Raw genomic sequence first — 24,200 nt, forward strand, 5'->3', positions numbered from 1 at the left:
GGGCGTTGTCGTGTCAGCCCCGGGACGCTTCCTCGGCCGGTTCGGGCTCGCGGTCGGGCTCGGGGGGCGGGGTTGGGGTGGCTGCCGTGTAGCGGCGGGCCAGGGTTTGGACGTATTCGACGAGTTCGGGTGGGTCCTGGATCTCGAAGTCGGCGTCGAGCAGGCTGATGTAGACGGCCAGGCTCTCGATGCTGGGGGCGGTGGTCTCGAAGACGCAGGTCTCGTCGTCGATCACCGCGAACGAGCCGAAGGCGGGCGGCACCCGGTCGGCGACCGTGCCGATCGGGGCGCGCACCAGGACCCGGGCCTGGAACTGCCCGCGCGCGTTCTGCACGCCCTGGTTGACGAAGGCGGCCACGTCGCCGTCGGCGGGCAACTCGCGCGGGGTGAAGCGCGGTCCGTGCGGCGGGCGCGGAGTGATCCGGTCCAGTCGGAAGGTGCGCCAGTCCGCGCGCTCCAGGTCCCACGCGACCAGGTACCAGCGGCCCATCCGGTGCACGAGGCGGTAGGGCTCGACCCGGCGCGAGGACTCCTTGCCGTCGTGCGAGCTGTAGCGGAAGCGCAGTTGCTCGTGGTCGCGGCAGGCACCGGCGAGTACGGTCATCACGTCCATGTCCACCGCCGGGCCGGCGGCGCGCACCGGCACGGTGTACTTCTGGAGCGCCTTCACCCGGCGGTGCAGCCGGGACGGGAGCACCTGGTCGAGCTTGCCGAGCGCGCGCACCATCGCCTCGTCCATGCCGTCCCCCACGCTGCCCGCGGCGATCCGCAGACCGACCACGACGCTGACCGCCTCCTCGTCGTCGAGCAGCAGGGGTGGCAGCGCCTTGCCCGCGCCGAGCCGGTAGCCGCCGACCACCCCTCGACGTGCGTCGACCGGATAGCCCAGACTGCGCAGGCGTTCGATGTCGTAGCGGACCGTCCGCCCGCTCACCCCGAGCCGTTCGGCGAGTTCGGGGCCGGTCCAGTCGGGCCGTGTCTGCATCAGCGAGAGCATGCGCAACAGGCGCGCGGAGGTTTCCAGCATGAGCCGAAGTCTGCCGGCTCCGAGGCCGCCATACAGGAACGAACCTTGCCTGTTTCCACTCTAGTGTCGAAGACGTGGAAAAGAGCCCGGAAATCAGCGGCGAGCAGACCCTCGCCACCCCGTCGTCCCCGTCCTCCCGGCCCGTTGTCGGCTCCCGGCAGCGCTGGCTCGGACTCCTGGTGGTGCTCGCCGCCACCTTGATGAACCTGCTCGACTCCAGCGTGGTGGGCGTCGCGGCACCGGCGATCCGCCGGGACCTGGGCGGCGGCTACTCCAGCCTCCAGTGGATCGCGGCCGGCTACACGCTGGCCCTCGCGGTGGGCCTGCTCACCGGCGCGCGGCTCGGCGACATGTACGGCCGCAAGCTCATGCTGATGGTCGGCGTGGTCGGCTTCGTGGCCCTGTCGGTGGCCTGCGCCGCGGCGTGGTCCCCGGAGACGCTGATCATGGCGCGGGTGCTTCAGGGGCTGTTCGGGGCGCTGATGATCCCGCAGACGTTCGGGCTGCTCCGGGACCTGTTCCCGCCGGCCGAGCTCGGCAAGGCGTTCGCGGTGTTCGGCCCGGCGATCGGGTTGTCCACGGTGCTCGGGCCGATCGTCGCGGGTGTGCTCGTGGACGGCGACGTGTTCGGCACCGGGTGGCGGATGATCTTCCTGATCAACCTCCCGCTGGGCGCCTTCGCGCTGTTCGTCGGTGGGCGGGTGTTGCCGAAGGTGGCGCCGAGCGAGTCCGGCGGGCGGCTGGACGTGGTCGGCATGGTGCTCGCCGGGGTCGGCACCTTCATGCTGGTGCACCCGCTGGTGCAGGGTCGCGAACTGGGCTGGCCGCTCTGGTCGTTGATCGAGTGCGGCGCGTCGCTGCCGGTGCTCGCCGGGTTCGCGGTGTACCAGCTGCGGCGGCAGGCGTCCGGTCGGACGCCGCTGATCGGGCTCGGAGTGTTCCGGCGCCGGTCGTACGCCTCGGGCGTCGGGTTCGTGATGGTGTTCTTCGGCGCGATCGTCGGCATCTCGATGGCGATCGGACTGTTCCTGCAGATGGGCCTCGGGTACACGCCGACCCGGGCGAGCCTGACCATGGGCGCGTGGGCGGTCGGCGCGTTCGTGGGGTCCGGGTTCAGCGGTGTGGTGATGGGCAAGCTCGGTCGGCGCATCCTGCACATCGGGCTGACCGTGATGGCGGCGGGGACCGGCTGGCTCTACCTGGTCTTCAGGCAGGCCGAGACGGGCCCGGGCAGCGGCGATCTGCTCGGTCCGCTGGCGGTGTTCGGGCTCGGGATGGGCATGATCTTCGTCCCCGTCTTCGACATCATCATGGGTGAGGTCGAGGACCACGAGGTCGGCTCGGCATCCGGTGCGCTGGAATCCCTGCAGCAACTCGGCGCCTCGCTGGGCATCGCGGTCCTGGGCACGGTGTTCTTCGGGGTGATCGGCGCGCAGGCCACGCACAACTTCGACACGTCGGCGGCGCCGAGGCTGCGCGCGGAAATGAGCGTCGCGGGCGTGCCGACCGGGACGCAGGACACGATCGTGGCCGGCCTGCGGGCCTGCCTGGACGACCGGGAGAACGCCACCGACCCGGACACCGTCCCGGCGAGCTGCCGCACCCTCCAGGTGCCGCCGGCCGCGACCGGCGCGGTCGCCGAGGCGAGCGCGGACACCCACACCCGCTCCTCGCTCGACGCGATCCGCCGCACCACCCTGCTGGCCCTCGCCCTGACCGCGGTCGCCTTCGCCCTGGGCTTCCTCCTCCCCAAGCGGGCAAGGGAGAACCAGCCCACCGAACCCACCTCGGAAACCTCCACCGCAACCCGCGAACCGGCCCTGGTCTGATGCCCGTTCCCCCATCCCGCCGCCCGGCCCGAGCCCCGAAAGGGGCCCGCGCCGGGCGGCGGCACGTCTTTCACGATCACGCCTCGCGGAGCCGGGTACAGAACTCCGTCCACCGATCCACGGCTTCCGGCAGCTCCAATGCCGCGACCTCCGCGGGGGCCAGGCCCACTGTGTGGATCAACCGCTCGGCCGGCCAGTCCGGTTCCTGGAGCGGGACTGAGGTCAGCCGGCGACCCGCGCGGCGGTCTTCGCGTTCGCGCGGTTCAGGGCGCGGATGATCAGCCACTGGTCCGTCATCGCGCCGAACGTGGCGAACAGGCCCATCACGACGCCGACGACCACGTGGCCGGTCTGCGCGGCGAGTTCGAAGCCGACCAGGTGGATCAGCAGGCGCAGGCCGAAGCGGATGGCGACCAGGGCCAGCGCGAGCATCCGGGTGTGGCTGTTGCGCATCATCGCCTTGAAGAACTTCATCCGCGCCCGCATCACCGTGAACGAGACGACGACGTTCACCACCACGAGCGGGATCAGGTACGCCCACAGCGACGGGTAGCCCTGCGCCACGTCGCAGCCGCCGACCGACACGCCCACCATCGCGAAGTACCACGCGGGCAGGCCCTTGGGGGCCTCGACCGGGGCGGGGTCGGCGACGGTGGTGGCGGTGGTGTTCTTCGTGAAGGCGATGGTGGCGATGCTCATGGTTCCCGGCTCCCCGATTTCGGCCCGTTCCGGCCCGTTCGCTGACATGCATCAGCCTGCCGCCCCGGGGCCGGCGGACAGGACGACCGACCGACGTACACCGCCTGTCCACCGAACGGCTGACACGGGGCCGGCCACGGCGCGGGCGCGGCCATCGGTCGACCCGACGGCCGCGCCCGCGCCGTGGGCTCAGTACGCCACGGTGAAGCGCTCGCCCGTGTGCTGGGGGGTTTCGATCTCGTCGAGCAGGGCCACCGCGTAGTCGGCGACCGAGATGCGGCTCACCCCGTCCGCGTCCACGACCAGGTCGTCGCGGCCGGTGCGGTAGGAGCCGGTGCGCTCGCCGGGGCCGATGTCGGCGGCGGGGGAGAGGTAGGTCCAGGTCACGTCGGTCACCGTGCGGTAGTGGTCGAGGGCCGCGCCCTGCCCGCGCATGACCTGCACCGCCAACTCGGGGATGCCCTCGGCGTCCCACACCCGGCCGCCGTCGGGGGTGCGCAGCGAGCCGGCGCCGCCGACCACGAACAGGCCGAGCGCGGGCGCCGCGTCGCCGAGCGAGCGCAGCCCCTCGGTCAGCGACTTCGCCGCGGCCACCACGAGCGCGGCGTGCGCGGCGCCGTCCACGTAGCCACCGCCGATCGCGCTCACCAGCGCGTCGTGCCCGGCCGCGACCGAGGCCGCGGACGCCGGGTCGGTCGCGTCGCCGGTGACGACCGTCAGCCGCTCGTGCTCCTCGCCGGCGAGTCGGGCCGGATCGCGCACCACCGCCGTGACGTGGTGACCGCGCCCCAGGGCCTCGCGAAGGATGTGCACACCGATACCGCCGTTGGCGCCGAACAGGGCGATCCTGGCCATGTTGAAATCCTCGTTCTTCGGAGCGGAAAAGCTACGACACCCATCCAACACCGCAGCTCGGGCCAATTGTTACTCCCGGATACCGAGCACCTTGAAGTGCTATTGTTTCCTCGTGGATACCAGTGACGGGGCCGGTCTCGCGGCGAGGTTGCTGACCGACTCGCCGGACTGCCGCAGCCGGCACGTCCTGGACCGCCTCGGCTCGCGGTGGAGCGTGCTGATCATCCTCAACCTGGCGGCCGGCACCCTGCGCTTCACCGAGCTGCGCCTGCGGGTCCGGGGCATCACCCCGAAGGTGCTCACCACCAACCTGCGCGACCTCGAACGCGACGGGCTGATCCGCCGCGAGGTCTTCGCCGAGGTCCCGCCGCGTACCGAATACACGCTGACCCCCCTCGGCGAAAGCCTGATCACCACCTACCGGGCGGTCCAGGACTGGGCCGAGGCACACGTGGACGAGGTGCTCGCCAACCGGGAGTCCTACGACGGGGCCCACTGACCGCACCGGCCATCCCGGCCCCACCCGCCACACCCACCGTCGACCGCCGGCGACCGGGCGCGGGGTTGGTCGGGCGTCGATCGCACGGCGCGGGAGAATGGTTGTATGACAACGCCCGTCCGGCTCTCCGCGATCGATCTCGTCACGTACACCCCCGGTCTGGCCGCGCTGCTCGTGGACGCGGTGGACGACGGGGCCGGGGTCGGCTTCCTCTCCCCGCTGCCGATCGACGCGGCCGCCGAGTGGTGGGCGACGCAGGCGGTCGAGATACGCAACAACCGGATCATCGTGTGGGCGACCTCGGATTCCGAGGGCGTCACCGGGACCATCCAGCTCCGCTTCGCGGGCATGCCGAACAGCCGGCACCGTGCCGCGATCTCCAAGCTGCTGGTGCACCGACGCGCCAGGGGCAACGGCATCGCCCGCGAACTCCTGTCCACCGCCGAGCAGTTCGCCGCCGCGTCCGGCCGCAGCCTGCTCACCCTGGACACCCAGACCGGCAGCGGCGCGGAACGCCTGTACAAACGCGCCGGCTGGATCGAGTCGGGCGCCATCCCGTCCTACGCGGCGGACGCCTCGGGTGTGCTGCGCTCCACCACGATCTTCCACAAGCACCTGGTCTGAGCCGGACGAGCACCCGGCCCGGGCCGGACGGGTTACCGTTGGAGGCGATATGACGACCAAGACCTCCAAGGGCGCCAGGCCCGAGCCGCTCGATGCCCGCCTGGACGCGATCGGCAAACTTCCCTCCCGTGCCCGGTTCCACCTTCCCGGCCGGGAACGCACCGTCGCCATGACGCTGGGCGAGTCCGGCGTGCGCTGGTACGCGTACGACGTGATCGCCCGGCGCATCGGCCCCGCCAAGCCGAGCAGGGACGGCCGGCAGACCCCGTACCGGGGCCACCCGGTCTTCGTCGCGCAGCATGCCACGGGCACCTGCTGCCGGGGCTGCCTGGAGGAAGTGCACGGCATCCCCCAGGGCCGGCCGCTCGACAAGGCCGAGTTGAACTACGCGGTCAACCTCGTCTGCGGCTGGCTCACCCGGGAGATCGGCCCGGTCGCCAAGACCCGCACGAGTCGCCCGCCGCGATCGGCGATGCCGGCCGTCCCGGAGAACCCGACCGGCGCCCCGAGGACGGGTCGCGGTCTGCGGGCGTCCAAGTCCCGCTGAGCCGAGCACCCGCCGCGCCGTACCCGCCGATGCCCGGCCCGCACGGCGCTCACGGCCCGCCCGGCGTCGCGGCGCCGGGCGGTGCGTCGGTGACGGTCAGGTCGGCCGAGAACTCGCCCCACGTCCCGTCGGGCAACTGGCCCCGGATCTTCAGCACGTGCCCGACCGCCCGCTGATCGCCCAGCGGCAGGCTGTACCGCGCCGTCTCCGTCGGCGGCGCCGCGCCCCACTGGACCGTGGTCAGGAACCGCCCGTCCAGATACACCTCGTAGCTCGCGACCACCCCGTCCACGTCCGGCGGGGTCCAGGTCAGGTCGACATAGGTGCCGTCCGCCGCGGTGCGCGGGATCGCGCGCAGGTCGGTCGGCGCGGTGTTGCGACCGTTCCCGGCGCCCTGTTCGGTGACCACCGTGACGGGGCTGCTCGCCGGCGACTTGTTGTCGGCGGCGTCGCGCGCGGTGACGGTGAACACGTACTCGGTGCCCGGGCGCAATCCGGTGACCACCGCCGTGGTGCGATCCGCGGCGACGCTGTGCACCCGTACGCCGGCCTGCCACACGTCGTACGCGGTCACCCCCACGTCGTCCGTGGCGGCCGCCCACGTCAGCGTCGCCCCGTCCTTGCCCCGGGCCTGGCCGCGCAGGTTCCCGGGCGCGGTCGGCGGCACCCGCTCGCCCTGGACCACGGACGGCGTGGTGGCCGGCACCTGCGGGCTCGCCGCCGACACGTTCCCGGCCTTGTCCTTGGCCCGCACGGAGAACGTGTACGCGGTCCCCGGCGTCAGCCCGCCCACGTCCACCATGTGCCGCCCGCCGGTGACGTCCAGCACCTTGGCGTCGCCGCGATACACCTCGAACACCGCCACGCTCGGATCGGCCCGCCACATCACGTGCACCGAGACCGAACTCGACGCGAGCGCGCTCACCTCGACGGGCACCGGCGGCGGCGTGGTATCACGCCCGTCGTCCGAACACCCGGTCACCGCCAGCGCAACGACCAAGCCGGTCAAGCCGATCCGTGCCACCCGTCGCGCCACAACGCCTCTCTCCACCGATCACCAGAGGAGCAATTGGTCTAGACATATATGACACAGTCCCCCGCCCCGGAACAAGAGCACGGCTCCGCGCGTGGCCCCGCCGGGCCGCCGAACCCGCCGGTCGGATCCGGGGAACTCCCCGTGACTTTCCCGGGAATCGCGCAATCCCTCGGGTTCGGGTGTGGGAGTTCGCGCCACCCGCTTGAATGGACCTCGACGCTGGGGTTTCGGGAGGCGGGGGCGTTCCATGGTGCGCAAGGTGGGGATGGCGACGGCCCTGATCGTGAGCGGGGTGCTCGCGGCCGGGTGTTCGGGCGGGTCGTCCAAGGGCGGGCCGTTCGGCCTCGGGGTGAGCGATTCGCCCACCGTGACCCGGAGTTCGACGCAGAACCCGGAACCGCCGCCGCCGCCCTCGCCGGATCCGGTCACCCCGGAGCCGGTCACCACCAGTGCCACGCCGCGTCCCACCACGACCGCCCGCCCCGACGTGACGCTGACCGCCGCGCGGGCGCAGACCGTGGTCTCCGCCGTCGCGCTCGTCCCCAAGGACTGGGGCGACACCTACGTCCCCCAGGAGCAGAACTACGAACACACCGCGCTCGACCGGGTGATCACCGGCACCGACTGCAAGCAGGCGCTCCAGGGCACCACCCCGGGGGCGCTCGCGACGATGGGGCGCTACGTGTACATCCCCGACGGCAAGCCGAGCGTGGACAACCTCAGCAAGACGCTCGCCACGTCCTCCGCGACCGTGTACTCCACCGCCGTCGCGGCCCGTACCGACATGCAGATCGGACTCGCCGACGCCCGGCGCTGCCCGAACCAGGTGCTCGGCGGCGACGAGAAGCTGAACGGCATCCAGGTCCTGGACCTGACCGTGGAGGGCATCGACGAGGTACACGTCGCCCGCGCCCAGTGGGTCTCCGGCCACGGCGGCGCGCCGTTCCAGTACGTGTGGGTGACGGCTCGGCAGGGACAGATGGTGCTCACCGCGGCGGTCGTCGACCGGGGCGACAAGACCTTCGAGTCGGCCAAGAACCAGGCGATCGACGCGCTGGCCAAGATGATCGCCCGCACCACCGTGCACCTGCGCTGACCCGACGCGACCGCGCCGACCTCGCGCAAGCACGGTGAATATCATGTGGGTTTCCGCTCACGGGGGAGTCATCGGATGAACGGCACGAGAATCCGCGCGGGAGCCGGCCCGAAACGAACGATGCTCCGCGCGATCGGCCCGCTCCTGGCCGCCCTGGTGCTCGCGGGTTGCGCCGACAGCGGCGACGGGCCGTTCGCGGTCGTTCCGAACTCGACATCCACCGACGCGAGCCCCGTGGCCAAGGGCCCGGGCACGACCGCGTCCACCTCCGCGACCCCCCGCCCGTCCGGCACCACCGCGCCGCCGAGCCGCAGCCCCGAGCAGGCGCAGACGCTCGCCCGTTCGCTGGCGCTGGCCCCCGAGGACTGGGGCGGCGGCTTCGTCAAACAGAGCACCTACGAGTTCGCCGGCGAGACCTGGACCGACTACGCCGCCGACTGTACGCAGCAGACCGTGCCGCTGCCGTCGAGCATCATCGGCCAGTGGGTGCGCCAGGTCCAACAGTCCGACGCAGCGCAGTCGAACGCGCTCTCCAGCGGCAGCACCAGCGCGATCGTGCACAAGGACACGCGCGGCGCGCGCGATCAGGTCCAGAACGCGCACCAGGTCAAGGACCGCTGCCCGACCCGCACGTACACCGACGGCACCCAGGCCAAGGACACCCCCGGCGCCCCGCAGCCCACGTTCGCCGAGGCCGACGAGGTGTTCGCCGAGGAGGGCCTGATGTACCTGAAGTCGGGCGGCAGTCCGTACGCGTACGTCGTGGTGACCCTGCGCAAGGACACCGTGGCGATGTCCGCCTACTTCAGCGCCCCCGGCCCCGAGCACATGGCCGACGTGCGCACCCGCGCGACCCAGGCCGCGCGCCTGATGCTCGACCGCCTGCTGCGCTCCTAGGAGCGCCCCCGGCCCGCCGGTCGCCCGGTCCGCCGGATCGGTCGGATGCGCGCCGGAGGGCGTCGGGGCGACTAACGTTTCCGGTCATGACCCAATCGCACGGCTTTGAGACCCTGGCGATCCATGCCGGGCAGGAACCCGACCCGCTGACCGGGGCCGTGGTTCCGCCGATCTACCAGGTGTCCACCTACAAGCAGGACGGCGTCGGCGGGCTGCGCGGCGGCTACGAGTACAGCCGCTCCGGCAACCCGACCCGCACCGCGCTCGAAGAGTGCGTCGCGGCCCTGGAGGACGGCACCAGGGCGCTGACCTTCGCCTCCGGACTGGCCGCCGAGGACTGCCTGCTGCGCGCCCTGTGCGCGCCGGGCGACCACGCGGTGATCCCGGACGACGCCTACGGCGGCACCTTCCGACTGTTCGCGAAGGTGGCCTCGCGCTGGGGGATCGAGTACACCCCCGCGCATGCCGGCGACCTCGACGCGGTACGGGCCGCCATCCGGCCCGGCGTCACGAAGATCGTCTGGTGCGAGACGCCGAGCAACCCGCTGCTGGGCGTCGCCGACATCGCCGCCCTCGCGGCCGTCGCGCACGACGCGGGCGCGCTGTTCGTGGTCGACAACACCTTCGCCTCGCCCTACCTCCAGCAGCCGCTGACCCTGGGCGCGGACATTGTGGTGCACTCCACGACGAAGTACATGGGCGGCCACTCCGACGTGATCGGCGGCGCGCTCGTGGTCAAGGACGCCGGTCTGGCCGCCGAGTTGGCGTTCCACCAGAACGCGATGGGCGCCGTGCCCGCGCCGTTCGACGCGTGGCTGACGCTGCGCGGGCTCAAGACGCTGGGCGTGCGGATGGACCGGCACTGCGCCAACGCGGAGCGGGTCGTGGACCTGCTCTCGCGGCACCCGCGCGTGGCCGAGGTGATGTATCCCGGGCTGCCGGGACACCCGGGCCACGATGTCGCGGTCAAGCAGATGAAGGCGTTCGGCGGCATGGTGTCGTTCCGGGTGACCGGTGGCGAGGAGGCCGCCGTTCAGGTGTGCAACCGGGCCGAACTCTTCACCCTGGGCGAATCCCTCGGCGGCGTCGAGTCGCTGATCGAGCACCCGGGCCGGATGACGCACGCCTCGGCGGCGGGCTCGCCGCTGGAGGTCCCGGGCGACCTGGTGCGGTTGTCGGTGGGCATCGAATCCGCCGACGACCTGCTGGCCGACCTGGAACGCGCCCTCGGCTGAGGTCCGGTTCTCCGGAGCCGCGAGCGCCGGGGGGCGGTCGGCCCACCCGGCGCTCGCGGCTCCGCCGGCCTGCGCCGAGTTCCGCCGGCACCGGCCCTATCGTGTCTCGTTCGTACAGTCCGCGCAGGCCGCGACCAGGTTGCCGGCCTCGTCGTAGACGGTGATCGAGACCGGGGACCCGCCGGTGAAGGTCCACAGGTAGGCCACCCCGGGCAGGTCCGCCGGGCGGTCCAGGCGCATCGATCGGGCGCCCGCGGCGTCGTGGAGTTCGCCGCGCAGGGCCGGGGCGGTCGTACTGCGGCCGATCAGGATGGTGACCACCAACCGCTGTCCGGCGGGCGCGTACCGGCCCGAAGGCATGATCGCCGTGTCCAGCCGCCCCGGGGTGGGCAGGAAGCGACACCGCGCCGCCTCCGGTTCGGCCGCGCCGCCCAGGCACCAGGACGAGTCGCCCTCCGGGCCGGTGTCGCCGATCCAGGCCGAGGCGCCGAAGCCGACGTCGGTGCGCGGGTCCGACGACTCGCTCCGGTCCACCGGCCACAGCGGCGTGGGATCCGGCGGCGCCGGCGGCAGGCCGCCCCCGCCGCCGCTGCCCGGGACGGCCAGCCACAGGCCGCCGGCCGCCGCGCCGGCCAGTACGACCGAGCCGAGCACGTGGCGCAGCCTGCGCAGCGCCGCCCGCCGCCGCACCCGCCGGGCCAGGTTCGGCGGCAGTGGCCGATACGGGAACTCCGGCGGCTCGGGCACCTCCTCCGCGTCCGCCGCGCCCGGCGGCGACACGGTCACGCTCATCGGTACGCCTCCGCGCCCGCGGCGAGATCCGTCGCCTCCCGCACCCCGACCGGCGCCGCGCGGACCAGTCCGCCGCCGGCCAGGACCTGGGCCATCCCGCGCCGCCACGCCCCGGACACCGTCTCCACCGGCAGCCCCATCGCCTCTGCCGCGTCGTACTCGTCCAACCGCGCGTAAAGCCGCAACACCACTGCGGCCCGCTCCATCCGGCCGAGCCGGTCCAGCGTGCGGAACGGCTCGCCCGCGTCCGGGAGTTCGTCGTCGTGCCCGCGCGGCCCCGGACGCCACGGATCCAGGTAGCCGGCCATCAGCGCCCGCCACGCGGTGCGTACCGGATCCCGGCTCGGCAGCCGGCTCCACTTCAGACAGGTATGCGCCAGCGCCCGCTCGACCCGGCGTTCCGCCCGTTGTCGGTCACCGGTGAGCAGGTCCGCGGCGTGCAACAACTGCGTGCCGACCGTATGGACGAAAACCTCGAACTCGCGAGCGTCGCGCTTGTGCACGGTGCCTCCCGCAGGTCTGCCGAGCGGATGCCGTCGGGCCCGGCTCGGTGCCGTCGCCGCTCTGTCTGTGCTGCTGCCCCACACCCGTCCGGGTAGTCGCGGGTCGCGACATATCGCCCCTCGGCGCCGCATCCCCGTCGCCGGGCCCGCACTCCGGCGACGGCGGCAAAACACCCCGTTGTGGCCACGGTGGAACCCTCGGCCCGATTGCGGGGTGGAATCGTCCGGTCGGGGCCCGGTGATCCCGGTCCGCGCAATATCCTCGGGGCATCACATCGGATCGACGAACGAGCGGCGATGACACCGGAACAGGACCCGATCGACCCCACCGGCTCTGCGGACCCGCTCTACGACCGCCTGCAGCACGAGGTGGCCCTCTTCGCGCGGCGCGCCGAACAGACCCGCCTCGGCGCGGTCGGCGAACTGCGCAACTCCATGGACCGCGCGGCCTACCTGCTGCTCGGCCGGTTGGAGGCGGGCGGCCCGATGGGCGTCAAGGCCCTCGCACAGGCGATGACGATCGACTCGTCCACGGTGACCCGCCAGGTCACCCCGCTGGTCGAACAGGGCCTGGTCGACCGGGTCCCCAACCCGGACGACGGCCGCGCGGTCCTCCTCGAACTCTCCACCGAAGGCCGCGACCGCCTCCACCAGGTCCGCAACGCCCGCCAACGCCTGATGGCCGAAATCTGCGAAGGCTGGAGCCTGGACGACCGCGAACGCTTCACCGCCCTCCTCACCAGATTCAACGCCTCCATGGAACGCCGCCAAAACCGCACCACCTCGGAGTCCTGACCCCGGCGATCGGACCATCACGGCGCGGGCCACGCCCCAAGGGCGGCCGGCAACCACACCGAGCGAACCGCCGGCCGGCCGGTGACGGGGGCGCGGGCAACCCCGTACCCGCCGGGTGGCGCGGCACCCCGCGCGGGGTCCGGGGCCGTTGGTGCGACACTCGGCGTATGAGCAGCCCTGCCTCGGACGTGGTGAATCTCCACGACATCCGCCTCGCGCGGAAGATGTTGGAAAGTGTCGTCCGCGAGACGCCGATACGGTCCTGTCGGGCGCTGACCGATCGGGTCGGCACGCCCGTCCACCTCAAGTGCGAGAACCTCCAGCGCACCGGGTCGTTCAAGATCCGCGGGGCCTACGTGCGGATCGCGGGACTGTCCGACGCCGAGCGGGCCCGGGGCGTGGTCGCCGCCAGCGCCGGCAACCATGCCCAGGGCGTCGCGCTCGCGGCCCGCACCCTCGGTGTCGCGTCCACCGTGTTCATGCCGGCCGGCGCGCCGCTGCCCAAGGTCGCCGCGACCCGCTCCTACGGCGCCGAGGTGATCCTCGGCGGGGACAACGTCGAACACGCGCTCGCCGCCGCGCGCGCCCACGCGGACGAGACCGGCGCGGTGTTCATCCACCCCTTCGACCACCGCGACGTGGTGGCCGGCCAGGGCACCGTGGGCCTGGAGATCCTGGAGCAGTGCCCCGAGGTCGAAACCATCCTCGTGGGCACCGGCGGCGGCGGCCTGCTGGCCGGAATCTCCGTGGCCGTCAAGGCACTTCGCCCCGACGTCAAGGTGATCGGCGTACAGGCCGCGTCCGCCGCCGCCTACCCGCCCTCGCTCGCCGCCGGCGCCCCCGTGTCGCTGCCCTCGTTCGGCACGATGGCCGACGGGATCGCGGTCGGCCGCCCCGGCGAGGTGCCCTTCGCGCTGATCCGCGCGTACACCGACGCGATCCGGACCGTCGGCGAGGAGTCCCTGTCCCAGGCGCTGCTGCTGTGCATGGAGCGGGCCAAGCTGGTGGTCGAACCGGCCGGTGCCGCGTCGGTGGCGGCGCTGCTCGAGGCCGGCGAGCCGATCGAGGGCCCGGTGGTCGCGGTGTTGTCCGGGGGCAACGTGGACCCGCTGCTGATGTTGCGGGTATTGCGGCACGGCCTGGCCTCGGCCGGCCGCTACCTCTCACTGCGCGTCCGGATTCCCGACAGCCCGGGCGCACTGGCCACCCTGCTCGGCCGGTTGGCGGAGACCGACGCCAACATCGCGGCGGTGTCGCACGTACGCACCGACGCCACGCTGCGCGTCGGCGAGGCGGACGTGGACCTGCAACTGGAGACCAAGGGACGCAGCCACTGCGCGGCGGTGGTGGAGGCGCTGTACGGCGCCGGGTACACGGTCAGCAAGAGCTGAGTGCGAGCGCGACGCACCGGGCCGGCCGGCGGTCGGCAGCCGAACGGGCGCCCCCACACCCCTCTTCCGGCGTGCGTACCCGGCGATTGTCGGTGCCGTGTGCTTGGCTCGATCCTCGAGCCATGCCCGTCCACGAAGGACGCGGCCGAGCGGGACCCGGGACCGGGGCGGCGCGATCGACGTGACCGACCGATGACGCAGACGCCGTCGGTCGGTCACGAAGAGTTGCGCTCGCGGTGAAATGCGGTCGCGCGCTCGCCGTGTCCGGGCGCATGGTGGAGATCCGAATGATCCATCCGACCGCGGCCCCACCCCCTGCCCCACCCGCACGAGGAGTGATCCACCGACATGCAGGAAGCGATCGTCGCCGAAGGTCTGGTCAAGACCTTCGGCTCGGTCCGAGCGCTCGACGGCGTGGACGTGAGTGTGCCCACCGGCACCGTCCTCGGTCTGCTCGGCCCGAACGGCGCAGGCAAGACGACATGCGTACGCGTACTGACCACACTGCTCAAACCCGACTCGGGGCGAGCGGTGGTGGCCGGTCACGACGTGCTCAAGAACCCCAACGAGGTCCGCCGCTCGATCGGTCTGTCCGGGCAGTTCGCCGCCGTGGACGAATACCTGACCGGCCGGGAGAACCTCCGGATGGTCGGCGAGCTGTACCAGCTGAGCGGTCGCGACGCCAAGCGTCGCGCCGACGAACTGCTCGCCCAGTTCGACCTGTCCGAAGCGGGCGATCGGCCCGCCAAGACCTATTCCGGCGGGATGCGCCGCCGGCTCGACCTGGCGGCGGCCCTGGTGGTCAGCCCGCCGGTGATGTTCATGGACGAGCCGTCCACCGGGCTCGACCCGCGCAACCGCATGGCGTTGTGGCGCGTGATCGAGGAACTGGTCGCCGGCGGCACCACGTTGCTGCTGACCACGCAGTATCTGGAGGAGGCCGACCACCTCGCGCACGAGATCGCGGTGGTGGACCACGGCAAGGTGATCGCCCGCGGCACCGCCGACCAGCTCAAGGTCAAGGTCGGCGGCGAGCGGGTCGAGGTGGTCGTGCACGACGCCGAACGACTGACCGACGCCACCGAGATGCTGACCGGTTTCGGCAAGGGCGAACTGGGTGTGGTCAAGCTTCAGCGCCGGATCACCGTCCCGGTCACCGGCGGCGCCAAGCTGCTCGCCGAGATCATCCGCGAACTGGACGCGCGCGGCATCGAGATCGACGACATCGGGCTGCGCCGGCCCACCCTCGACGACGTGTTCATCTCGCTCACCGGGCATGCCGCGGAAAGCGAGAACGACAACGCCGACAACGCCGACAACGACGGCGACGACGAAGACCGGAGCGAGGCCGGTCCGCAACGCGGTCGCGGCAAGGCGGTGAAGCGGTGATGGCTGTCGTGACGAAGACGCCCCTGGGCGAACCGGTGACCCGAAGCGGCGTGGCCCAGTCGATTCACGACTCCCTGGTCATCGCGCGCAGGAACCTGATCAGGATGACCAGGATTCCGGAGATGATCCTGTTCGGGGTCATCCAGCCGGTGATGTTCGTGGTGCTGTTCACGTACGTCTTCGGCGGCTCGATGACGGTCGGTGGCAGTACCGACTCCGGCGTCTACAAGGACTTCCTGATGGCGGGCATCTTCGCCCAGACCGTCACCTTCGCCACCGCGGGGTCGGCCGCAGGCATCGCGGACGACATGCAAAAGGGGCTCATCGACCGGTTCCGGTCGTTGCCGATGGCGCGTGGAGCCGTACTGACCGGCCGCACGGTCGCCGACCTCGCCCAGACGGCGATCACGATGTTCGTGCTCGCGGTCGTCGCGCTGCTCGTGGGCTGGCGCACCGGCTCCGCCGACTCGACCAGCGTCGCGCGGGTCGCGGCCGGCTTCGGTCTGCTGCTCCTGCTCGGATACGCGTTCACCTGGATCGGCGCGCTGATCGGACTGTCCGTGCGCACCCCGGAGGCGGCGACCTCGGGAGGGATCATCTGGCTGTTCCCGGTCACGTTCATCTCGAACGCGTTCGTGGACTCCAGCCGGATGACGCCCTGGGTGCGGCACATCGCCGAGTGGAACCCGTTCAGCGCGACGGTGCAGGCGGCCCGGGTGCTGTTCGGCAATCCGGGTGTCGTGCAGTCCGACGCCTGGCCGATGCAGCACCCCGTGTGGGCCTCGCTGATCTGGTCGGGTGTGATCATCGTGATCTTCCGCGCGCTTGCGGTCCGCAAGTACCTCCGGGCGACCGGCTGAAGCCGCGCTGAGCCGACGAAAGCCGTCGGCGCGTACGACAAACGCAACGGCCCGGCCCCCCTCGCGCGGGGACCGGGCCGTGTCGCGTCGGTGCTCAGCCCCGGTAGGGCTTGGCGTCCACGACCTCGACACTGGTGGTCTTGCCGTTCGGCAGCGCGAACGTGGCCTGGTGACCGATGGTCTTGCCATTGATCGCCTTGCCCAGCGGGGACTGGGGCGAGTAGACCTCGATGTCGGTCACGGCGTCCTCGCGCGAGCCGAGCAGGAAGGTGGTGGGGTCGTCCTTGTCGCCGTCGAAGACGACGGTCACGACCATGCCGGGCTCGACGACGCCGTCGTCCGCGGGCGCCTCGCCGACCTTGGCGTTCTGGAGCAGGCCGATGAGCTGGCGAATGCGCAACTCCTGCTTGCCCTGCTCCTCCTTGGCCGCGTGGTAGCCCGCGTTCTCCTTGAGGTCGCCTTCCTGGCGGGCCTCTTCGATCTTCACGGCGATCTCGGCACGGCCGGGACCCGACAGGTCTTCCAGCTCGGCCTTCAGCCGGTCGTACGCCTCCTGGGTGAGCCAGGTGACGCTTTCGCTGGTCTGGGTCACGGGGTGCTCCTCGTAGGTTTGCGACGGGGGTGCGTACACGGTGCGTACGGAATACACGGTGCGTACGAAAGAGGTACACACGACCCCCGCGCCGCCCGGGCGGGCCCCGGCGGCGGAGGGGGTCACATATACCAGCGCCCCCTCACCGTCCGCGGTGTGAACACCTCGGGTCGTGAGGGGACGAAGCTTCGAGAGTAACAATCTCCCGCCGTCCGGGGCAGTCACCCGAGTCCGGGTGACATGCGACACCGGCGGGTGCGGCGCGGGACGCCCACGGGCGCGGCAGGGCCGCGTCGGTCAACCGACGGTGTGACAGTTCTCCAGTTCGGCGGTGTTCGGCTTGCCCGCCGTCTGCAGCGTCTCGGTGCGCTCGATGTGCTTCTCGCCCTTGGCGAACCGCAGTTCGCGGCGTCCGACCTCGGCGCCGTCGCGATCGCGCGAGCGCAGTACGCAGACGGCTTCCTTGTCGGCGTCCTTGCGGATCTCGACCTGGGCCTCCACCGAGGAATCCGAGGTCACCCGAAAGCTCGGAATAGACCCGCGCACGCCGGGGTTCGCCACATCGAGGCCGATCCACACCGTCCCGGCCACGAGCACGACCATGAAGACCGCGAACGCGATCCGCAGTTTGCGATCGCTTCGGGTGGCGCCCTTGCCGTAACGGGTGACGGGCGTTGCGCTCACCGGGTCTCCTGCGGGACGGGCCCGGGTTTGCGCCCGGGCGAGATCTATCGGCCACTATATGTCGGGTGCAAGAGCGGCCCTCTACAGGTCCCGGCGGTTCACCCGGCGGCTGGGACACGGGGCACGGATGAGGAGCGACGTTCCGGTGAGTGACGATCGACTGAGGCTGATGGCGGTGCACGCGCACCCCGACGACGAGTCGAGCAAGGGCGCGGCCACGATGGCCCGCTATGTCGCCGAGGGGGCCGAGGTCCTCGTCGCGACCTGTACCGGCGGCGAACGCGGCTCGGTACTGAACCCCGCTCTCCAGGGCGACCCGGAGATCGAGGCGAACATCCACGAGGTGCGCCGCAAGGAGATGGACGCGGCCCGCGAGATCCTGGGTGTGGAGCAGGCCTGGCTGGGCTGGGAGGACTCGGGGCTGCCCGAGGGCGACCCGCTGCCGCCGCTCCCCGAGGGCTGCTTCGCGCTCCTCGACGTGGACAAGGCGGCCGAGCCGCTGGTCCGGCTGATCCGCGAGTTCCGTCCGCACGTGATCACCACGTACGACGAGAACGGCGGCTACCCGCACCCGGACCACATCCAGACGCACAAGATCACCATGGTGGCGTTCGACGCCGCGGGCGACCCGGACGCCTACCCGGGCGCCGGCGAGCCGTGGCAGCCGCTGAAGCTGTACTACAACCAGGGCATCTCGCGGGCGCGGATCGAGGCGCTGCACGAGGGCATGCAAAAGCGCGGCCTGGAGTCCCCCTACGGCGAATGGCTGGAGCGCTGGGGCGACCGGGACGAGCGCGACATCACCACCCGTGTGCCGTGCGCCGACTGGTTCGAGACCCGGGACCGGGCGCTGATCGCGCACGCCACCCAGGTGGACCCGGACGGCTTCTGGTTCCGGGTGCCGATCTCGGTACAGCGCGAGGTGTGGCCGACGGAGGACTACGAACTGGTGCGATCGCTGGTGGACACCGACCTGCCGGAGGACGACCTGTTCGCGGGTGTGCGGGTGGGCGTGCGCCGCTAGGCGTGGTCGATACGTGTGAGGGCCCGGGAGCGACTTTCCGGGCCCTCGGTGCATACGTTCCGGCGATCGGATGTCACTCTTGACACCGAGGGGTTCCGATCCAGGAGGTAGTTCGTCATGTCGCTCGCGGTCCAGCTCGCGGTCGAGGAAAGCAAGGTCACGCCCGGCCTGCTCGGATTCGTGGTGGTCGCGTTCCTGGCGGTCGCCACCTGGCTGCTGCTGAAGTCGATGAACACGCGGCTCAAGCGGGTGGACTTCGACGAGAGCGGCAAGCCGGCCGAGAGCCGCGAGCCCGCCGACACCGACGCCGCGCCGCGGACCGACGCGGCGCGGAAGAAGGAAGACAACGGCGCGCCCGTCGCCTGAGCGGTCCCACACGCGACGGTCCTGCGAGGATGGCGCCATGCCGAATCGTCTCGTCGGGTCCACGTCGCCCTACCTGCTGCAGCACGCCGACAATCCCGTCGACTGGTGGCCGTGGGGTGAGGAGGCGTTCGCGGAGGCGCGTCGCCGGGACGTGCCGATCCTGCTCAGCGTCGGGTACAGCGCCTGCCACTGGTGTCACGTGATGGCGCACGAGTCCTTCGAGGACGAGGCCACCGCCGCGATCGTGAACGCCGACTTCGTGGCGATCAAGGTCGACCGCGAGGAGCGCCCGGACGTGGACGCGGTCTACATGGAGGCCACGGTCGCGCTGAACAACGGCCAGGGCGGCTGGCCGATGACCGTGTTCGCCACCCCCGACGGCGAGCCGTTCCACTGCGGCACCTACTACCCGAGCGAGGCCCGCCGGGGCATGCCCTCGTTCCGCCAACTGCTGCACGCGGTCAAGACCGCCTGGAACGACCGCAACGACGAGGTGCGGCGCACCGGCACCCAGATCGCCGCCTCCCTGGCCGCCCCTCGCGAGTTGCACACCGACGGCGCGGCGCCGACCGCCGAGGAGTTGGACGCGGCGCTGACCCTGCTCGCGCGCGAGTACGACACCGCGCACGGCGGCTTCGGCCACGCGCCCAAGTTCCCGCCGTCGATGGTGCTCGAATTCCTGCTGCGCCACCACGCCAGGACCGAGTCCGAGGCGGCCCTGGGCATCGTCCAGGAGACCTGCGAGGCGATGGCGCGCGGCGGCCTGTACGACCAGCTCGGCGGCGGCTTCGCGCGCTACTCGGTGGACGAGGCGTGGGTGGTGCCGCACTTCGAGAAGATGCTCTACGACAACGCCCAGCTGATCCGGGTCTACACCCACCTGTGGCGGGCCACGGGCAGCGAGTTCGCCCGCCGGATCGCGTTGCAGACCGCCGACTTCGTGGTGCGCGAACTGCGCACCCCCGAGGGCGCGTTCGCCTCCGCGCTGGACGCGGACAGCGCGGACGCCGAGGGCCACTTCGTGGAGGGCGCGTTCTACGTGTGGACCCCGGCCGAGCTGGTCGAGGTGCTGGGCGCCGAGGACGGCGCGTGGGCGGCCGACGTGTTCGGGGTGACCGGGGAGGGCACCTTCGAGCACGGGCGGTCGGTGCTGCAACTGGCCGACGACCCCGAGGACTTCGAGCGGCTGGCCGACGTGCGGGCGAGGTTGCTGGCCGCGCGCGGGGAGCGGGAGCGGCCGGGGCGCGACGACAAGGTCGTGGCCGCGTGGAACGGGCTCACGATCGCCGCGCTGGCCGAGGCCGGCACCCTGTTCTCCCGCCCGGACCTGCTCGACGCCGCGCTCGCGGCGGCCGACCTGCTGGTCGCGGTGCACCTGGGCGGCGACGAGGACGACGAGCTGGGCGACCGGCTGGTGCGCACCTCGCGCGACGGCCGGCCCGGGCCGAACGCCGGGGTCCTGGAGGACTACGCGGACGTGGCCGAAGGGTTCTTGGCGCTGTACGCGGTGACCGCCGACGACGCGTGGCTGACCTTCGCCGGGGTGCTCGTGGACGTGATCCTCGGGCACTTCACGGACGAGGACGGCGCGCTGTACGACACCGCCGACGACGCGGAGGAGCTGTTCCGCCGCCCGCAGGACCCCACCGACGGGGTCACCCCCTCGGGCTGGACCGGCGCGGCCGGCGCCCTGCTCGGCTACGCGGCGTATCTGGGCTCGGCCGAACACCGCGAGGCGGCCGGACGCGCGCTCGGCGTGGTCCGGGTGCTGGCGGCCCAGGCGCCGCGCGGGATCGGCTGGGGCCTGGCGGTCGCCGAGGCGTGGCTGGACGGCCCGCGCGAGATCGCCGTGGTCGGCCCGCGCGACGACGACGCGACCTGGGCGCTCTACCTGACCGCGCTGATGACCACCGCGCCCGGCGCCGTGGTCGCGATGGGCGACCCGGCCGAGGACCCGCCGGTGCCGCTGCTGCGCGACCGCACGCCGGTGGGCGGCAGGCCGGCGGCGTACGTGTGTCGGCACTTCACCTGCGACGCGCCGGTGACCGACCCGGAGCACCTGGCCGACCAGGTCCTGGCCAAGGCGGTGGCCCGAGCCTGAACCCGCCGGTTCCCGCCGGTCCCCGCCCCACCCGGCCCGAACCGGGCGGGGACCGGGCCGGCATCAGGGCCCGTCCCGCAACCCCGCCTCCAGGATCCCCAGCGCCCGGTCGACCAGCACCGCCGGATCCCCGACGCAGCCGCCCTCCGCCCAGGTCAGGATCGCGTCCGACATCGCCGCGTTGATCGCCGAGACGGCCACCCGGAGGTCGAAGTCCCGCGCCGACCGCCCGGTCCGGGCGGCGTACGCCTCGGCCATCAGGCTCCACGACTCCATCTGCTGCTCGTAGCTGCGCCGCCGCAGCGCCGGCACGCGGACCACGAGCGACATCCGGGTGACCATCTCCTCGCCCTCCTCGCGCATGATCCGGCGCAGCGCGTCCACCACGCCGGTGCGCACGATCCGGATCAGGCTGGTGCCCTCGGGGGCGCTGCGCAGGATCTCCACGAGCAGCGGGTCGTACTCGTCGGTGAGTACGACGTCCTCCTTGCTCGGGAAGTAGCGGAAGAAGGTGCTCGGCGAGATCTCCGCGGCCTCGGCGATCTGGTCCACGGTGGTCGCGTCGTAGCCGTGCTCGCGAAAGAGCCGATAGGCCTCGCGACGGATCGCCCGCCGGGTCTTGATCTTCTTGCGCTCGCGCAGCCCCGCGGGGGCGACGGGCAGGTCAGGGATGGAGGACTCCTTCGCGGTCATGGTCCGATTCTCCCGGTCCACCCGCGCCGTCTCCTCCCGGTCCACCCGCGCCGTCCGTCGGCGCCGGGGTCGTCGCGGCGCGGCGGGGCAGGAAGACCGCCACCGCGGCGGCCAGCACCAGTGTGGTGACGCCGCAGATCAGCAGGCTCGAGTTCATCCCGTGCACGAACGCGTCGCGGGCCGAGTCGAGCAGCGCGGGGTCGGCGCCGTGGCCGGCCACCTTCGCCGCGCCGCCGATCGACTCGCGCGCGGTGTCGGCGACCGGTTCGGAACGCCCGCCGGTGTCGATCCGGTCCACGTAGGCCGACGCGAGCACGCTGCCCAGGATGGCCACCCCGAGCGCGCCCGCGACCTGGCGCAGGGTCTGTACCAGGGCCGACCCCATCCCGGCGCGCTCCGGCGCGACGCCCGCCATCACCGCGTCCATCGCGGGCACCAGGGACAACCCGAGGCCCATCCCCGTCGACACCAGCCAGCAGGCCGTCCACCCGTAGCCGTCGTCGGCCGAGCCGGTCGCGCCCAGCAGCAGCCCGCAACCGAGCAGGAACATCCCGCTGGGGATGACCACCTTGTAGCCGAAGCGCGGCGCGACCCTGTCGCTCGCCAGCGCGGTCACGAACAGCCCGCCGAGCAGCGGCAACAGCCGCAGACCGGTGCCCAGCGCACTGCTTCCGTCCACGCCCTGGAAGCGCTGCGGAACCAGGAACAACACGCCCGACATGGCGAACGACGGCACCAGCGCGGAGATCGTGGCCCACAGGAAGTTGCGGTCGCGGAAGAGCCCGAAGTCGATCATCGGCTGCCGGGCCCGGCTCTCGCGCACCGCCACGCTCGTCGCGAGCAGCGCCGCCGCGCCGAACAGGGTGAGCACCCGGGCGTCGCCCCAGCCCCACTCGGGCGCCTCGATCACCGCGAAGATCAGCGTGGTCAGCGCGGCGGTCACCAGGACCGTGACCGCCACATCCACCCTGGGCGCGTCGGCGGAGCGGGAGACCGGCAGCAGGAATCCGCAGACCAGCAGGGCGAGCCCGACCATCGGGATGTTGATCAGGAACACCGATCCCCACCAGAAGTGCTCCAGGAGCAGCCCGCCCAGGATCGGTCCGAGCGGGATGCCGAGCGCGGTGCTCGCGGCCCAGATCGAGATGGCCCGGCCACGCTCGGCGGCGGGGAAGAGCGAGGGCAGGATGGACAACGACAGCGGCATGATGAACGCGCCGCCGACGCCCATCAGCGCGCGGGCCGCGATCACCCCCTCGACCGAGCCGACGAGCGCGCCGACCATCGAGCCGACGCCGAATACGGCGAGCCCGACCAGCAGGAAGCGCCGTCGGCCGTAGCGGTCGCCGATCAGTCCGGCCGGGAGCATCAGCGCCGCGAACACCACGATGTAGGAGTCGGCGATCCACTGGAGGTCGCCCGTGCTCGCGCCCAATCGGTCGCTCATCGTGGGCATCGCCACGTTGATGATCGTGGTGTCCAGGCCGACCACCAGAAGGCCGACCACCAATGCCCCCAGGGCCCACCACCGCCTGGGATCCGGCGGCCCCTCGGCCTCGCTCGTGCGGCTCGGCTCGTCCGTCGTCGCTTCCATGACAGCAACCTCCTATTGAGTGCTTCTACATTATGACAGTAGCTCTCAAAAGTCAGCGACAGTCAGATTGCTCGGCAAAGGGCAGCCCAAGCTCGGGGGAAAATCCGGAAAAGCCCGAAGGCCCGCAACTCCCGGGGGAGTGGCGGGCCTTCGGGCCGACGAGTGTGGCGTCGGGTCAGCCGAGCGCGACCAGCGCGACGGCGACGAAGTGGCTCGCGAACGCGAGCAGCGTGAAGGCGTGGAAGACCTCGTGGAAGCCGAACCACTGCGGCGAGGGGTTGGGCCGCTTGATCCCGTAGACCACCGCGCCGAGGCTGTAGAGCACGCCGCCGACGATCACCAGGACCACCACCGCGACGCCGCCCTCGCGCATGAACTCGGGCAGGTAGAACACCGCCGCCCAGCCGAGTACGACGTAGATCGGGGTGTAGAGCCACCGTGGCGCGCCGATCCAGAAGACTCGGAAACCGATGCCGGCGAGTGCCCCGATCCACACCGCCCACAGCAGTATTTGATCGCTTTTGCCCAACAATAGGATGGTCAGCGGGGTGTAGGTGCCCGCGATGATCAGGAAGATGTTGGCGTGATCGAGCCGCCGCAACACCGCCTCGCCGCGCGGTCCCCAGTTGCCGCGGTGGTACACCCCCGACGTGCCGAAGAGCATCGCCGCGGTCAATGCGAACACGCCGGTCGCGACGCGGGACTTGGCGTCGTCGGACAGTGCGACCAGGACTATGCCCGCGGCCACGGCCAGCGGGAAGGTGCCCGCGTGGATCCATCCGCGGAGCCTGGGTTTGATGGGCGACAAGGGCGCCGTGAAGCCATGTGCGTCCACACTCATGGGGCCGAGTGTACTTACGGCGACGTAGGTTACCGGTAAGTACGGAGTGAGACGCATCACGGGAGATCTTGTCCCGGAGGGGCGCGAAAGCGCACGTCTTTGGGGTTTTCGGTCCGGGACGGGGCACAACTTCCAGGTGGGGGCCCGATCCCGGGCGGTTCCGTGTTCGGCCGACCGGATAAAATCCCCGCAACCCTCAACCCGACGCCGGGGACTCGCCGTCCCGGGCGC

At 71.8% G+C, this 24,200-nt stretch carries 25 protein-coding genes; 14 read left to right on the top strand and 11 right to left on the bottom strand.

Going from position 1 to position 24,200, the window contains the following annotated elements:
* Nucleotides 1-13: 13 nt before the first annotated feature.
* On the bottom strand, nucleotides 14-1,027 hold the full coding sequence (locus tag B4N89_RS17765; protein WP_078976801.1) for a helix-turn-helix transcriptional regulator: 1,014 nt from the start codon (nucleotides 1,025-1,027) through the stop codon (nucleotides 14-16).
* A 74-nt stretch (nucleotides 1,028-1,101) separates the two neighbouring features.
* On the opposite strand from B4N89_RS17765, the gene B4N89_RS17770 reads away from it, so the two are divergent.
* Entirely contained in the window at nucleotides 1,102-2,856 is a 1,755-nt protein-coding gene (locus B4N89_RS17770) for an MFS transporter (RefSeq protein ID WP_078976802.1), read from the top strand.
* 222 nt (nucleotides 2,857-3,078) lie between these two features.
* Here the strand turns inward: B4N89_RS17770 and B4N89_RS17775 are convergent, their stop codons facing one another.
* Nucleotides 3,079-3,555, bottom strand: coding sequence for a hypothetical protein (locus B4N89_RS17775; protein WP_078976803.1), 477 nt, complete (start codon nucleotides 3,553-3,555; stop codon nucleotides 3,079-3,081).
* Between the two features lie 189 nt (nucleotides 3,556-3,744).
* The gene (locus tag B4N89_RS17780) at nucleotides 3,745-4,410 is read right to left on the bottom strand and encodes an NAD(P)-dependent oxidoreductase (RefSeq protein WP_078976804.1); all 666 of its coding nucleotides are present in this window, start codon (nucleotides 4,408-4,410) and stop codon (nucleotides 3,745-3,747) included.
* 112 nt (nucleotides 4,411-4,522) lie between these two features.
* Here B4N89_RS17780 and B4N89_RS17785 point away from each other — a divergent pair, with 112 nt between their 5' ends.
* The 3 genes from B4N89_RS17785 to B4N89_RS17795 all read left to right on the top strand — a co-directional run bounded on the left by B4N89_RS17785 (nucleotide 4,523) and on the right by B4N89_RS17795 (nucleotide 6,080).
* On the top strand, nucleotides 4,523-4,909 hold the full coding sequence (locus tag B4N89_RS17785; RefSeq protein WP_235618673.1) for a winged helix-turn-helix transcriptional regulator: 387 nt from the start codon (nucleotides 4,523-4,525) through the stop codon (nucleotides 4,907-4,909).
* A 105-nt stretch (nucleotides 4,910-5,014) separates the two neighbouring features.
* On the top strand, nucleotides 5,015-5,533 hold the full coding sequence (locus B4N89_RS17790) for a GNAT family N-acetyltransferase (protein ID WP_078976806.1): 519 nt from the start codon (nucleotides 5,015-5,017) through the stop codon (nucleotides 5,531-5,533).
* A 49-nt stretch (nucleotides 5,534-5,582) separates the two neighbouring features.
* The gene (locus tag B4N89_RS17795) at nucleotides 5,583-6,080 is read left to right on the top strand and encodes a DUF4186 domain-containing protein (protein ID WP_078976807.1); all 498 of its coding nucleotides are present in this window, start codon (nucleotides 5,583-5,585) and stop codon (nucleotides 6,078-6,080) included.
* Between the two features lie 49 nt (nucleotides 6,081-6,129).
* Here the strand turns inward: B4N89_RS17795 and B4N89_RS17800 are convergent, their stop codons facing one another.
* Nucleotides 6,130-7,089: a fibronectin type III domain-containing protein gene (locus B4N89_RS17800; protein WP_235618674.1), complete on the bottom strand. Its 960-nt coding sequence runs from the start codon at nucleotides 7,087-7,089 to the stop codon at nucleotides 6,130-6,132.
* Nucleotides 7,090-7,363: 274 nt separating this feature from the next.
* On the opposite strand from B4N89_RS17800, the gene B4N89_RS17805 reads away from it, so the two are divergent.
* From B4N89_RS17805 to B4N89_RS17815, 3 genes are all read left to right on the top strand, one after another.
* The gene (locus B4N89_RS17805; protein WP_078976809.1) at nucleotides 7,364-8,212 is read left to right on the top strand and encodes a hypothetical protein; all 849 of its coding nucleotides are present in this window, start codon (nucleotides 7,364-7,366) and stop codon (nucleotides 8,210-8,212) included.
* 75 nt (nucleotides 8,213-8,287) lie between these two features.
* Nucleotides 8,288-9,109 carry a hypothetical protein gene (locus B4N89_RS17810; protein ID WP_143658001.1) on the top strand — a complete coding sequence of 274 codons (822 nt, stop codon included), beginning with the start codon at nucleotides 8,288-8,290 and terminating at the stop codon, nucleotides 9,107-9,109.
* 86 nt (nucleotides 9,110-9,195) lie between these two features.
* Complete coding sequence (locus B4N89_RS17815; RefSeq protein ID WP_078976811.1) at nucleotides 9,196-10,344, top strand: cystathionine gamma-synthase; 1,149 nt, start codon at nucleotides 9,196-9,198, stop codon at nucleotides 10,342-10,344.
* A 96-nt stretch (nucleotides 10,345-10,440) separates the two neighbouring features.
* Here the strand turns inward: B4N89_RS17815 and B4N89_RS17820 are convergent, their stop codons facing one another.
* Together B4N89_RS17820 and B4N89_RS17825 are read right to left on the bottom strand one after the other, a co-directional pair.
* Nucleotides 10,441-11,136, bottom strand: coding sequence for a hypothetical protein (locus B4N89_RS17820; protein WP_143658002.1), 696 nt, complete (start codon nucleotides 11,134-11,136; stop codon nucleotides 10,441-10,443).
* Entirely contained in the window at nucleotides 11,133-11,639 is a 507-nt protein-coding gene (locus B4N89_RS17825) for a hypothetical protein (protein ID WP_078976813.1), read from the bottom strand. Before B4N89_RS17825 ends, B4N89_RS17820 begins: the two co-directional genes overlap by 4 nt.
* Before the next feature lie 297 nt (nucleotides 11,640-11,936).
* On the opposite strand from B4N89_RS17825, the gene B4N89_RS17830 reads away from it, so the two are divergent.
* From B4N89_RS17830 to B4N89_RS17845, 4 genes are all read left to right on the top strand, one after another.
* Nucleotides 11,937-12,434, top strand: coding sequence for a MarR family winged helix-turn-helix transcriptional regulator (locus B4N89_RS17830; RefSeq protein WP_078976814.1), 498 nt, complete (start codon nucleotides 11,937-11,939; stop codon nucleotides 12,432-12,434).
* Between the two features lie 167 nt (nucleotides 12,435-12,601).
* Nucleotides 12,602-13,825, top strand: coding sequence for a threonine ammonia-lyase (gene ilvA / locus B4N89_RS17835; RefSeq protein WP_078976815.1), 1,224 nt, complete (start codon nucleotides 12,602-12,604; stop codon nucleotides 13,823-13,825).
* Nucleotides 13,826-14,173: 348 nt separating this feature from the next.
* Entirely contained in the window at nucleotides 14,174-15,214 is a 1,041-nt protein-coding gene (locus tag B4N89_RS17840) for an ATP-binding cassette domain-containing protein (protein ID WP_078976816.1), read from the top strand.
* Nucleotides 15,214-16,074: an ABC transporter permease gene (locus B4N89_RS17845; RefSeq protein WP_078976817.1), complete on the top strand. Its 861-nt coding sequence runs from the start codon at nucleotides 15,214-15,216 to the stop codon at nucleotides 16,072-16,074. The genes B4N89_RS17840 and B4N89_RS17845 overlap by 1 nt, the downstream gene beginning before the upstream one ends.
* 94 nt (nucleotides 16,075-16,168) lie before the next feature.
* Here B4N89_RS17845 and greA read toward each other — a convergent pair whose 3' ends face one another.
* A complete protein-coding gene (gene greA, locus B4N89_RS17850; RefSeq protein ID WP_078979433.1) occupies nucleotides 16,169-16,666 on the bottom strand; it encodes a transcription elongation factor GreA in 498 nt (165 codons plus the stop codon).
* A gap of 297 nt (nucleotides 16,667-16,963) precedes the next feature.
* Complete coding sequence (locus B4N89_RS17855; protein WP_078976818.1) at nucleotides 16,964-17,350, bottom strand: DUF4307 domain-containing protein; 387 nt, start codon at nucleotides 17,348-17,350, stop codon at nucleotides 16,964-16,966.
* A 169-nt stretch (nucleotides 17,351-17,519) separates the two neighbouring features.
* On the opposite strand from B4N89_RS17855, the gene mca reads away from it, so the two are divergent.
* From mca to B4N89_RS17870, 3 genes are all read left to right on the top strand, one after another.
* Entirely contained in the window at nucleotides 17,520-18,374 is an 855-nt protein-coding gene (mca, locus tag B4N89_RS17860; protein WP_078976819.1) for a mycothiol conjugate amidase Mca, read from the top strand.
* 117 nt (nucleotides 18,375-18,491) lie between these two features.
* Nucleotides 18,492-18,740 (top strand): hypothetical protein, encoded by a 249-nt coding sequence (locus B4N89_RS17865; RefSeq protein ID WP_078976820.1) that lies wholly within the window; start codon nucleotides 18,492-18,494, stop codon nucleotides 18,738-18,740.
* A 37-nt stretch (nucleotides 18,741-18,777) separates the two neighbouring features.
* A complete protein-coding gene (locus B4N89_RS17870; protein WP_078976821.1) occupies nucleotides 18,778-20,841 on the top strand; it encodes a thioredoxin domain-containing protein in 2,064 nt (687 codons plus the stop codon).
* A 63-nt stretch (nucleotides 20,842-20,904) separates the two neighbouring features.
* On the opposite strand, the gene B4N89_RS17875 is transcribed toward B4N89_RS17870, so the two are convergent.
* From B4N89_RS17875 to trhA, 3 genes are all read right to left on the bottom strand, one after another.
* The gene (locus B4N89_RS17875) at nucleotides 20,905-21,534 is read right to left on the bottom strand and encodes a TetR family transcriptional regulator (RefSeq protein WP_078976822.1); all 630 of its coding nucleotides are present in this window, start codon (nucleotides 21,532-21,534) and stop codon (nucleotides 20,905-20,907) included.
* On the bottom strand, nucleotides 21,506-23,128 hold the full coding sequence (locus B4N89_RS17880; RefSeq protein ID WP_078976823.1) for an MFS transporter: 1,623 nt from the start codon (nucleotides 23,126-23,128) through the stop codon (nucleotides 21,506-21,508). Before B4N89_RS17880 ends, B4N89_RS17875 begins: the two co-directional genes overlap by 29 nt.
* Nucleotides 23,129-23,303: 175 nt before the next feature.
* A complete protein-coding gene (trhA, locus tag B4N89_RS17885) occupies nucleotides 23,304-23,969 on the bottom strand; it encodes a PAQR family membrane homeostasis protein TrhA (RefSeq protein ID WP_078976824.1) in 666 nt (221 codons plus the stop codon).
* Between the last annotated feature and the right edge of the window lie 231 nt (nucleotides 23,970-24,200).

Origin of the sequence: Embleya scabrispora, assembly GCF_002024165.1 — a bacterium.
Classification (GTDB): Bacteria; Actinomycetota; Actinomycetes; order Streptomycetales; family Streptomycetaceae; genus Embleya; species Embleya scabrispora_A.